The sequence below is a fragment of the Pseudomonas avellanae BPIC 631 genome (assembly GCF_000444135.1).
Taxonomy (GTDB): domain Bacteria; phylum Pseudomonadota; class Gammaproteobacteria; order Pseudomonadales; family Pseudomonadaceae; genus Aquipseudomonas; species Aquipseudomonas avellanae.
Genome location: NZ_ATDK01000286.1, coordinates 1 through 10,807, shown reverse-complemented (window position 1 = coordinate 10,807; position 10,807 = coordinate 1). Strand labels below are relative to the sequence as shown.

The following is a 10,807-nucleotide window of genomic DNA, read 5'->3' as shown; positions in this document are numbered from 1 at the left end:
GCCCTATCGAAATGATGACGGAAATGATGTCCAAGCATCATGAGAGTCCATCCCTAACTCAATAGCCGGGTGTTGCACTCAGCCTCTGAAACCGCCAGGCTTTTGCCTACTCGAAATCAATTGCATGGTTCAAAAAACAGCAGAAAGCTGGCCGGCTTGAAATCAACTTCAGCTCTGTCACCTGGAGGTGCTGCCAGACAATCGCTACCTTTTCCGACACCATCTTCGAGGCGAGCTGGGAGTTTCCGGAAACGACCTCTCAGAACCACACGATCACACCCCACGATGGTATTTTCCTAGTGAAGAAGACTCATGTCCGTCAGTACGTTGAGACATTCCAACCCCAGTGCCTGCGCAATAGCATCAGCTCGGGCAAGGAGTTCGATTTCGACTACATGAACTTCGGGGTATCCAAAGGACAGACTTTCAACCGCGTACTGATCTATCCAACTGACCCAATCGGCAAGTTCATCAGCAAAGGGGCGTATCTTGTGCCCCTATCCGCAGCCGATTTCTATGTGGCGGTCACACGGGCCGAGCAGAGTGTTGCGATCGTCTTGGATAAACCAGGGGCGTCACAGATCCCCTACTGGCATCCACCTGTCGACGCTTCACCGCCAGATTGATACCCGGCACTGTAATAGCTGAAACGAGCTCGAGCCAGCGTCCTATAGATTAGTGACTGCCCACTGTAAATCTGGAAATTGACTTGTAAACCTCGTAGGTTTACAACTCGAAAAGCAGGTTTACAACCCATGTCCGCTTGGCGTCGAAGTTCGATTTAGATCCGGCGTTTCTAGCGAGACTGATATGCTCCTAATCTCGAAGACTCACGTTCAAGGACTGACGTCATGAGTAGTGTGAAAGAGTATTTCTTCGAGGTTCAACGGGAGAGGTTTCTCGACTGGGCAGGGAGTCGCCTAGATCGCGAAGATCTGGAAGATGAGTGAGAGGCTTACCAGGCGCTTGCTCAAGAATACTCGGACATGACGGATGCGTACGACCAAGAAGCTGAGTACAGGTGGCTCGAACGGCAATCTTTCCACGAGCAGTACATCGAGTTTGGCGCGGAGCTAAGGGCTGCCATCATGCTGCTCACGCATAGCGAGCATGGCCCTTACGCCCAGATGACCTGCAAGCTGGTGTACGCACATGCCGTCACGCTCTCGGAAACCATGATCAGTACCTCGGTGCGTGCTCTCGTTATAAGAGACAAGGCGTTCCTGCTCAATATCGCCCAGCACATCGAGACCCTTCACCGGGGTAAGAAATTTACCTTGCTGGAGATTGCCGAGCCCCCCAAAGGGGTGGAAGGCGTCATTCTGAGATTTCTTTCCGAGCTGACGTTTCACAATCCGGCCACGATCAAAAACGTGCTGTGCGTCTTGATTGGCGATCGCATGAAGGATTTGGACGTTTCGCCTATCGTTCCGATCTGCAACTTGCGACATGACATCGTGCATCGAAATGGAAAGACGATTGATGATGAAATCATCATCTTGAGGCCCGGCCAGGTGCTCGAGGCCATGAACACTATCGATGTTTTTGCTTCGCAGATCAGCCGTCGGATCCGCGAAACCCTAGACGAGCTGAGTGGGGACTTCTAAGCGTTATGCTCAGTCGGTCATAGGCCAAACAGTACAGGGCCTATGCTTCTGCCTACTCATAAGCGAGTACGGCTCGTGCGAAGTCGGTGAGGCTCGAAAATCCTTCTGCTCGCCCTCTGCGCAAGAGAAAGCCACCGATACCACATTGGCGAGGCCCGTCTCTGTCGCATCTCGCCGAGTCGCCAATCATTACGACTCGTCCATGACTGCCGAAGTCATCACCGGGCCTGACCCCCAGTAAGTCACAAGTATGTCGATAGATGATCGGGGAAGGCTTCATGGCACCGACTTGGTAGCTAAAACCGTAGCCATCGAGGTTCGGAAAGATCTGTTGAATCGCTGGCCCGTACGGCATGGCTAGATTAGAGCATATGGCTGTTCGCATGCCCGCAGCCCGTAGCATCGCTACGGCTTCCAAAGCATCAGGGAACGGCTCAATGCTCGCAAGCTCTGCTTCGAGGGCTTGCTCAAGGAGACCGAGCCGGTCAGGCGAGACCTGGATACCAAAACATTCCGCTGCCTGTGAAATGGACAGTTTATGGGTCATCAGGGTCTGCATATCGTCTGGCCTAAACCTGCGGCCTTGCCGCTTGCCTTCGCGCAGCAGCTGAACATACGGATGTGCTGGCTGGGAGATCCGGGTAAGGGTGCCAAACGCATCGAAGATAACTGCCGCGATTTTCATCAGCTTTCCTGGCGAGGATGGCGAATCTGGGCCTACTCTTTCAAAAAGCCGCTAGCCGAAAATGAAACCCTTGCCATCCTGTTGGCAAGGGCTTGAGCAGCAAGTACGGTTTCGATATCCGCAGACTTGCGGAAGCCTGGTGACATGAGGATGTAGACCGTATCGGCAGTTTCAAAAATGCCTGCCGGATCCATGTAAGTCGCACAGCCGGTCATGACCGAATCGCCTTCAGACAACTGACCACTGCTGTGCGATAGCACATGGTGTGCGTACATGACGGTAGGCATGAGATGAGTGCCTTGAGTGATGGCAGGATCGAGGCTTACGACATCGATGAGTATCCACGCAGACACAACGCAATGGGGCTTGGCCGTCAATGTGAGTTTCTTTTCGATAGCTACTTCACTGGCCATTGATGCACCGCTTACCGGCTCACCGTCTAAGCAAAGCATGTCAGCTATCCGGGGCAGTTTCATCCAATCTCCTGTCCGGCATCGTCAGTACCCAAGGCCCATTCTCGGCAACAAGAACATAGCGGCTGCCGCTCCATGTCACAGCAATCACGTAGTCTGTACACATCTCGAACTCCATCACTGCAGACGTGCGTATGAATCTACCGGACTGGAATCTATCTTTTGAATCACGGTAGATCGTTCCTTCCAGGCAGAAACCAACAAGCTCCGGATCAAAGAGGTAAGCAGTGATACCTCGCTCAAAGCTGATTGTCGCGGCTTCAAGGACAGCCCTAGGCACTGACCCACGGCCACTCATTTTTCGTCTCTATCGAATCGCGTCACAACGACGTAATGGTCATTGCCGCACACGCTTTGCAGCATCTCAAACCCTCCGGCATTGCCCATACCGCGAACGGGTGGCGTCACAATGGTCATTCCGTCAGCGGAGACACCCGATAGGTCGCAATAGACTGATGCTGCAAAGCGGCTTCCGACCTGCGCCGCGTTCATAAGATAGGCATCGATGGGTACTCCCCAATCGATGCCCTTGGCATTCTCAACCTCACCAGGGATTTCTGCAGCGCTCCCAAAGCCCACCAGCGTCTCCACACTCATCAAAATTCTATGACCTTATTGGCGTTGAAGCCGGTCTGTTCACCCGGATAACCTCTTGGGTTACTGACTGCCCGGCAACCTCCAAGAACGGTATCTACAGCCCGATGGGTGTGCCCGAAAATCCAGCCATCCGCTTGCATAAGCAACGAGTGCCAGCTGTTGCAGTACGCAGCGGTCAGATGCCCTTCATGTTCATCGCCAGCAACCTCCCAAACGGGCGCGTGATGGGTGACTACGATCGACCGACCATTAAATGGTGTTTGCAGCTCTGCCGTCAGCCATGCTTTCGCCTGGCGATTGCGCGCAGCAACATCATCAGGCCGCAAACGTCGAAAATTGGTGTCCGCTCTGATCGCTCGGAAGTCCGTCATCGTCTCTCGCGCCACCGACATTGCGGCGCTTACATCACCGGTGCTGGAGAAATCTGTCCACGCAGTGCAACCCAGGAAGCGCGTGTGCTTCCAGATAAACGTATCGTTCTCTAACACATGCACATGGCTAGCTGCGGCCTTACGTGCCTTGTCGAGCGTCCGGTCAAAATGGCCCGTGTAGTACTCGTGGTTCCCCAAGACATACACGACATCACAGCTGAAGGTGTCGTTAGCCCACTCGATCCCCCGCGTTTTCTTATTGATGTCCCCGGCGAGCACTACCAGGTCGACCTCCAAGGATGGCGGCACAAACGGCTCAAACTCGGCGTGCAGGTCGGACAGGACGTAAACCTTCACAGGCGCCTCCTCTGTCGGTTTAGGCGTAAATTGATAACTCACCCAGTCACGGTGAGATCCGAGCCATGCATCAACAGGGCGATCAGGTCGTACCCAAGACAGCGGTTCTGGCGCGGCATAATACCCACAACCGACTATTACGCACAATATACGCTGTTTATTGGGCCGGCAACCCTGTGGCTCTATCTTTGTTTTTTGGACGCTTATGCCCCTGAAAACAGAGATAGCTGCGACGCTCAGGGCCATTCGGCAGCAACGTGGGCTAAGCTACGACAACCTTGGTGATGCGGCTTTCCGCACAACGCTTAGTTTGCTGGAGAGGGGCAAGTCTGGAGTGAGCATCGGAAAGCTCACAGAGCTTGCTCAGGCCCTGGATTTTGATTCTGTTGCACTGCTGACCCTCTGCGTGGCCTTACAACGCGGTGAGAACTTCGAAGATACGCTGGCTTCAGCCCAGATAGAGCTCCAGCGCTTCGCTTTGGCAGGCGGCATTGAGTTACTGCACAAGCAGATGGTAGGTAAAAAACTGGCCAAGCGGGCGCCCGGCCAGCCTCTGCGTGTTCAGAATCTACAAGCTGTACAGGCCCTAAAAGCCCTAGGGAAAACGCAAGCCGAAGCTGCGCGTGAATTAAACCTGTCACATTCCACAGTGCAACGTTATTGGCACCTTGATCCATCCGCCCGTCCCTCGCGAGGGTAAAACCAACCGGCCAACGGATCATATTGCGCCCCATTTGATCACTACCGGTCTCTGGACTTAACCGCGTGATCCCGCCCATGCCGGATCAGCATTAGCCGACATGGCTCATGCAGTCATAACCGGCAATTCGCCGATTCTCGACGGCGAACATCCCAGGCAGGCTTGGGCTAACTAAAGCACTTGGCTTTTTTCTGAACTGTGAACTTGTGCAGCTAACGCTGTTGTTGTGGCGTTTGAATGAGGTTGTTGAAGCCTTTGGTCAGTTTGCTATAGGATCAGAGCAGGAGATGGCATTCCTCCTCTAACTGCCTTGCGCTGATGATGCCTACGTTAACCCTGGACAGGGTACGTAGGTGCACTCCCTGTCCCAATCGAGGGCAGGACATGATTCCCCATTCGCTTTTTACTCAGCATTCCAAGCTTTCGCTGGCTTTCAGCTCTATCGCTTTTTTTGGTAGGGATCCAAGCGATGCTGAAATCACTGATTGCGATAGCCATAGGGGCTACCCTCGCCGGTCTGACGCTTAGGGAGGTCATAACGTTGCGCATGATCGCCGGTGCGGCCTTGATCGTGGCAAGGCTGCTGGTCATAGCCAAGAAGCCCTGACACGGATACAAGCCAATGCTCACCCCGCAGCGGGCAACTGAGAGGAGTTCTGCTTGCTGTGAGAATATAAAACCCGCTGAACAATATTGCTGATGGCTTTTGGCCTCAATGCCAGCTAGATTCGGATCTTTCTACGATCAAGGATAGATATGAAGAAGCTCATCGGAGTCATGGGGATGTGTGCCGCACTTGGCGGTTGTGCTACTTCGCACTACACCGCAGGCCGAGACTTTCCGTCGGCCAGTGTAGCGAGCATCACCAAAGGTAAAACCACGACTTCTGAGTTGAAGTCGCTGTTTGGTGAACCCTACGCCAAGAGCGCAGTCAGCGAGACTGACGAGAAGTGGATATACACCTATACCAATGGCTCAGCCCATGCCCAGAGCTACGCGGTCACCATGAAGGTGACGACCACGGGCACTCAGAAAACGCTCGACGTTTTGATCCGTAATGACGTGGTCATCAACTACACGTTCAGCGAAGGCCCCGCTCCAGGCACTACCACTGCGACGAACTGAGTTCGCCACCTTGCCATTGGGCGACCCACTGCGCTCAGCACGTTGTTGATGGAGCAAGCTCATGGACAGAACCTATGCTTTCGTGGATGAGTCCGGGAATTCCGACCTTGATACGTCAAAGGGAGGAAGCTCGGGCTTCTTCATCGTGTGCTCCATTCTGGTGGCAGAGAAAGACCTGGAAGCTGCTTATGCCCAAGCTGAAGCACTCCGCATGCGTCATTTTCAAGCAGGCGAAATCAAATCCAGCAATCTGAAGCCGAAGGATTCAGATCGCCGTGCCCGAATCCTCAACGAGCTAGCTGAGCTGCCATTCAAGCTCTATTTCACCGTCGTTGATAAATCCCGAATTCACAAAGACGGCGGCCTTCGTATCAAGACCTCGTTCATAAAATACGTGAACGGGTTGCTCTATGAACGCTTGTTCCGCGCATACCCTGACCTCCAGATGATCGTTGACGAGCATGGTGGCCAGGAATTTCAGGAGAGCCTCAAAAGCTATGTTGCGGAACGATTCGTGGACGACCTATTTGGCGATAAGGATGCGTTCCAGACGATGGCCAGTAAGGACAACGTTTTGGTTCAGGTTGCAGATTTTTTTGCTGGATCAGTCGCTCAGATCTACGAAGAGAAAGCATCGGAAGAAGCAGTTCTTGCCTATAAAAAGATCCTACGCAGCCTGACTCTTGGAATGCTTGAGTGGCCATCCAAGTACCAGTCTCTTCTGCCACCGCCGACGGATGAATCTGGGTATGCAGACTACCAGGTACACCAAGAAGCTCTTCGCCAGGCTGATCGTTTTAGCGAGCGGGCTGGTGAACACCCTGATGAGGATGAGCGCCTGCAATTGGGTATCCTGCGGTTCTTAAGATTTCAAAGCGAATTCGTCACCAAGGATTACGTGCTGACTACGGAGATCATGGCCCATCTAAAAGACAGCGGATTGGGAGAGGTCAACGGCCAGAGAATCCGATCCAGTGGCATTGCCAAGCTTCGAGATGCGGACGTCATCATCACAAGCGCGGCCAAAGGCTACAAGATCCCTCAAACACGGGCAGACATTAACGAATTTCTTGAAAGAGCGTCAGGCATTGTTGTTCCTCTACTGGAACGGGTCAAAAAGGCTCGAGAGGTATATCGGCTGAGTAGTCGAGGAGAATATGACATCGTGACGGCAGCCAACCTGGCTGAGCTTGCCAAGCTGATCGCGGCCCTGGAAGCATTTGCGGATGAGTGAGACATGCCAGCGTCGTTGAATCGTTCACTTTGAAAGGAGGCACCACACATGTTGAACGTATTCTCAAAGCTCTCCTCGCACCTCAATGCCTTGGTGGATGCTGACCCTACACTTGCAGTACAAGAAGCTCGTGAAATCGCTCTAGACGGGCCGAGTCGCTTTAATCTGATGTCTCTGCGTGCAGCCACTCTGGTTAATGCCGGCGCATCTCTTGGGCGTCAGGATGCAATTGATGAGGGCCTCGAGCTATACCGCGAGCTTCACGACCTATATCCGACGGCAGATATCACCTACAACTTAGCAAATGGGCTAGTGGAAGCAGCAAATTGTGGGGGCAATGACTCCGAATGGTTAGATCATCAGGAGCAAACCCGCGCATACAGAGCCGAAGCCCGACGATGCTATTGGAAGGTGGTGCAAGACGTAGATGCGGATGTGGAATTACGCACACAGGCTTGGACGAACATCGCTAATTTGCTCGCAAAAACCTACCGGCTTTCTGAGGCCCATGACGCACGTCTTTCAGCGCTGAAGGTTGATCCCACGAACGGCGTCGCCGCGTTCTGCGCAGCATTGGGTCTGATGTGGCTTTTTCAACGAGGAGGCTGCTCAGAGTTGACCCGCATGGAAGCAGTAATGCTAGCCCAGCAAGCACTTCGAAATAAGGAGCGTATTGTTCAGTACGCCGGTGTAAGCGTCGCAGCCAAGGTTGAAGCGCTCGCCAGTGAATTAAGCGATCCGCCATCGCGGTCTCATCACACCAATCCATTCATCAGGTGGGTTGAAGAGGAACGTCTTACGCTTGCCCCTGCTGTAGAACTCGTCGATCCATCCTTGGGTAAGCTCGATTGGCTTACCCTTCCAGGTATTCTCGAGCGTGAACCAGAAGTGGGCAGCAGACCGCCGCCATTATTTGCCATGTTCAATATGCTAAAGAGCGATTTTGTCTTAGCACGAGATTTGGCATGGCGTGCAAGTGATGAAAGCGTTTGGCCGAAGACAGGGCAGTTTGCAGACACTCTCGACGATGCAATGTACGGCCCTGATATCTCGGCACTCATACTGGCGCATCGAACAGCCCTTGACCTGCTCGACAAGATAGCCGTAACGGCAAACTACTATTTCGAGCTGGGATTAGCTCCCAACAAAGTCAGTTTCGGGAGGCTGTGGAGAGATTCCGCAGACAAGAAAACAGGCACTCCCCTCACAAAAAAAGTAGAGGCACTGATTCGTGCAGGCGTATACGCAATGTACGGCCTGGCCGAGCTGGCAGAAGACTATGACGGTATAGATGGAGTTCTCCGCTCACAGAAGGATCTGCGGAATTCGGGTACGCACCGATTCGTAGTGCTTCATGACCTTGGGGATCCCTCGCAAGTGAGGCAAGCTCCTGAAATCGAGCATCTCAACCGCTCAGATTTTATCGATGAGGCCTTGCGTGCCCTTCGGGTCGCGAGATCTGCAATCCAGATGCTCGCACTGGCAATTTCTCAGCACGAGGAAATTCTGAGAAAGCAAACGGATGGCCTTATCGGAACAATGATCGTTCCTGATCACCACTGGATTCGCGGTGAAGATGAGGAGTTCTGATTCAGCTAATTGGCCCATATAGAAAAATTTTCTATAAAGTTTTCAAGGAGCATGACCTGTGTTCGGTTATCACCAAATTGACAAGACAATGGATGAGCATATTCGTGAGATTGCGGATCTCGCTCTTTCTGCGCAGACATTAATTATTCTCGACACCAACATATTAGCTTATCTTTACAAACTACACGAAGCAGCCCGCCAAGAGTTTTTTGCCTGGTCAGATGCTGCTGTTTTGAATGAGCGTCTCGCGATACCTGCCTGGGCGGCAAGTGAATATCTTTCGCGAGTTACCGGAAAAAACCTCGAGTCGTATACTCCTAAGAGCAAAGAACCTACCCAAATTAAAAAAGCCTTAGAAAATCTCCACCAAACAGCCGCACTGTTTGTAGATGACAATATTCTACATAGAACGTCATTCCAGGGGGATCGCCTAGCTTATATAAATGGATTTCGAGCAGCTATCGAAGAGTTAGAAAAACATCTAGGTGTATTTAAACATCAATTCGACGCTGGAACTATCCACCAGCAGATACAAGACCACTTATCCAGTTGCATCCTTGATTCTGACCTCTCCTCACTTTGCACCAGAGCGGCTCATGAGGGGGCTGCCCGTTTCGAACACCGAATGCCCCCAGGCTTTAAGGATGGTAACAAAGACGAAAACCCTTACGGTGACCTTATCATTTGGTACGAGATACTCGAAAAATCTAATGCTGCTTCGGCTCAGTTCCCCAAGGTACTCTTTGTGACCAATGATGAGAAATCTGACTGGGTCTATGCGCCTAAGATGAGATCTCAGATCGTCAGAGATGTAAGAAAGTCAGTAGGGAACTCAGCTCCGGAAATTAAAATAATCGATCCTCGCCTGGTCTCCGAATTTAAGCGAAAAACAGGACATCCTGATATCACCATCTGCACCTTAGCCACACTAATTGAGGGTCTATCACGAAGCAACGGTACTGAGTTCTCTCAACTGGCGGCTGCAATCCAGGTGAATACGCAGGAGTTGCTAGTAGATACTACCGTCATCACTGAGGTTGAGAATGAGGCAACTGTAGCTCCTGAGGAAGAACCTCATACTCCTGAGGCTGATGCAGGGAATGAAATCGTTGCCGATGAGGCACCAGCAATGGAAGAAGTAGAGCTACGACTTCAATACAGTCAAGAAGCCCTCGCAGACGCTTTGTATCAGGTTGATGCACCATCAACTATAAATGAGATAATAGATGAATTAAAATCTCATAACTGGTACACCCAAAATCCAGCCATGCTGAAAATCTCTTCCATTCGCGATGAGGAGTTTCCGCCTTCATCATGGTTTGTATTAGGGAGAAACATTTATCAAGCAGCATGTGGCAACTCTCAGAAGGCCATGGAGTTCATGGGAAACCTTGAGTCCAGGCTTGCTCATTTTCCTGAGGAAACCGCAAAGCACATGCTGGCGGGGATGCTGTTCGAGATATATTTTGATGCGCACGGGCAAATCCGTGAGACGCTCAAGTTTGGTTATGCGGAGAAACCATTATCATTGGTGACGAAGCAAGAGTATTCTGATGTCGTCGTCTTCATTCTATCAAAGCTAGAACCGCATGTCGGCAGGTTGAAATTTTTGCCTGGCGAAGTTGCGCGTAAGCATGTAGTTATAACATCGACCCCCGTCGAGCGCGCCGAAGGAGAAGATAGTGAGGAAATAAGCGAACTGAACTCCGTTACACTTGATGGTGTTGAACTAATGGATGATATACCCGAACCACAAGGGGACGGTCTGTGGAGGCATTTACTTCATACACGAACTTTATATATCAATCGTATTCGAGAGCGAATTTCAGAAGAGCTCGCAATCCCCAAATGGGCACTCGAAATCGAGACTGCCCCACCAATCGCCAGTGACCGTAAACTCTTGATCCCGGGCAACCGAGCCTTTGAACCTAAACAAATACTCTGACCATCAAGTAGATAGCATCACACTAGTGTACTGTTTTCGAAATAAGTTACCCATAACCTGCAAGCTAAGCTATTGATAAGATTTGAATTTTCCGTTAGTTGGTGGCTGATTTTTTCGAAAACA

General features: G+C 51.7%; 12 protein-coding genes and 1 riboswitch. Of the genes, 8 read left to right on the top strand and 4 right to left on the bottom strand.

What is annotated here, in order from left to right:
* Positions 1-299: 299 nt before the first annotated feature.
* Both DW49_RS1000000129080 and DW49_RS01000000128490 read left to right on the top strand, forming a co-directional pair.
* Positions 300-626 (top strand): hypothetical protein, encoded by a 327-nt coding sequence (locus tag DW49_RS1000000129080; RefSeq protein ID WP_024421337.1) that lies wholly within the window; start codon positions 300-302, stop codon positions 624-626.
* A 360-nt stretch (positions 627-986) separates the two neighbouring features.
* The gene (locus DW49_RS01000000128490; RefSeq protein WP_050556404.1) at positions 987-1,607 is read left to right on the top strand and encodes a hypothetical protein; all 621 of its coding nucleotides are present in this window, start codon (positions 987-989) and stop codon (positions 1,605-1,607) included.
* 52 nt (positions 1,608-1,659) lie between these two features.
* On the opposite strand, the gene DW49_RS0117190 is transcribed toward DW49_RS01000000128490, so the two are convergent.
* From DW49_RS0117190 to DW49_RS0117170, 4 genes are all read right to left on the bottom strand, one after another.
* A complete protein-coding gene (locus tag DW49_RS0117190; RefSeq protein WP_024421336.1) occupies positions 1,660-2,292 on the bottom strand; it encodes an HAD family hydrolase in 633 nt (210 codons plus the stop codon).
* A gap of 32 nt (positions 2,293-2,324) precedes the next feature.
* Entirely contained in the window at positions 2,325-2,768 is a 444-nt protein-coding gene (locus DW49_RS0117185) for a DUF6957 family protein (RefSeq protein ID WP_024421335.1), read from the bottom strand.
* A gap of 291 nt (positions 2,769-3,059) precedes the next feature.
* Positions 3,060-3,362 (bottom strand): hypothetical protein, encoded by a 303-nt coding sequence (locus DW49_RS0117175; protein ID WP_024421333.1) that lies wholly within the window; start codon positions 3,360-3,362, stop codon positions 3,060-3,062.
* Positions 3,362-4,090, bottom strand: a complete 729-nt coding sequence (locus DW49_RS0117170) for a metallophosphoesterase family protein (protein WP_024421332.1) — start codon at positions 4,088-4,090, stop codon at positions 3,362-3,364. The genes DW49_RS0117175 and DW49_RS0117170 overlap by 1 nt, the downstream gene beginning before the upstream one ends.
* A gap of 205 nt (positions 4,091-4,295) precedes the next feature.
* On the opposite strand from DW49_RS0117170, the gene DW49_RS0117165 reads away from it, so the two are divergent.
* From DW49_RS0117165 to DW49_RS0117140, 6 genes are all read left to right on the top strand, one after another.
* Positions 4,296-4,790, top strand: coding sequence for a helix-turn-helix domain-containing protein (locus DW49_RS0117165; RefSeq protein WP_024421331.1), 495 nt, complete (start codon positions 4,296-4,298; stop codon positions 4,788-4,790).
* Between the two features lie 274 nt (positions 4,791-5,064).
* A riboswitch (Fluoride riboswitch) is annotated at positions 5,065-5,125 on the top strand.
* A gap of 134 nt (positions 5,126-5,259) precedes the next feature.
* Entirely contained in the window at positions 5,260-5,397 is a 138-nt protein-coding gene (locus DW49_RS1000000132235; RefSeq protein ID WP_229687575.1) for a hypothetical protein, read from the top strand.
* A 149-nt stretch (positions 5,398-5,546) separates the two neighbouring features.
* Positions 5,547-5,915, top strand: coding sequence for a hypothetical protein (locus tag DW49_RS0117155; RefSeq protein WP_005614083.1), 369 nt, complete (start codon positions 5,547-5,549; stop codon positions 5,913-5,915).
* 61 nt (positions 5,916-5,976) lie between these two features.
* Complete coding sequence (locus DW49_RS0117150; RefSeq protein WP_005614081.1) at positions 5,977-7,149, top strand: DUF3800 domain-containing protein; 1,173 nt, start codon at positions 5,977-5,979, stop codon at positions 7,147-7,149.
* Between the two features lie 48 nt (positions 7,150-7,197).
* The gene (locus tag DW49_RS0117145) at positions 7,198-8,739 is read left to right on the top strand and encodes an LA2681 family HEPN domain-containing protein (protein WP_005614079.1); all 1,542 of its coding nucleotides are present in this window, start codon (positions 7,198-7,200) and stop codon (positions 8,737-8,739) included.
* Between the two features lie 58 nt (positions 8,740-8,797).
* On the top strand, positions 8,798-10,684 hold the full coding sequence (locus tag DW49_RS0117140) for a PIN-like domain-containing protein (protein WP_005614077.1): 1,887 nt from the start codon (positions 8,798-8,800) through the stop codon (positions 10,682-10,684).
* Positions 10,685-10,807 lie beyond the last annotated feature (123 nt).

Bases quoted from the DNA above. Each gene is read 5' to 3' on its own strand.
- DW49_RS1000000132235 (WP_229687575.1), top strand. From the start codon at position 5,260: ATGCTGAAATCACTGATTGCGATAGCCATAGGGGCTACCCTCGCCGGT.
- DW49_RS0117155 (WP_005614083.1), top strand. From the start codon at position 5,547: ATGAAGAAGCTCATCGGAGTCATGGGGATGTGTGCCGCACTTGGCGGT.
- DW49_RS0117150 (WP_005614081.1), top strand. From the start codon at position 5,977: ATGGACAGAACCTATGCTTTCGTGGATGAGTCCGGGAATTCCGACCTT.
- DW49_RS0117165 (WP_024421331.1), top strand. From the start codon at position 4,296: ATGCCCCTGAAAACAGAGATAGCTGCGACGCTCAGGGCCATTCGGCAG.
- DW49_RS0117190 (WP_024421336.1), bottom strand. From the start codon at position 2,292: ATGAAAATCGCGGCAGTTATCTTCGATGCGTTTGGCACCCTTACCCGG.
- DW49_RS01000000128490 (WP_050556404.1), top strand. From the start codon at position 987: ATGACGGATGCGTACGACCAAGAAGCTGAGTACAGGTGGCTCGAACGG.
- DW49_RS0117145 (WP_005614079.1), top strand. From the start codon at position 7,198: ATGTTGAACGTATTCTCAAAGCTCTCCTCGCACCTCAATGCCTTGGTG.
- DW49_RS0117175 (WP_024421333.1), bottom strand. From the start codon at position 3,362: ATGAGTGTGGAGACGCTGGTGGGCTTTGGGAGCGCTGCAGAAATCCCT.
- DW49_RS0117185 (WP_024421335.1), bottom strand. From the start codon at position 2,768: ATGAAACTGCCCCGGATAGCTGACATGCTTTGCTTAGACGGTGAGCCG.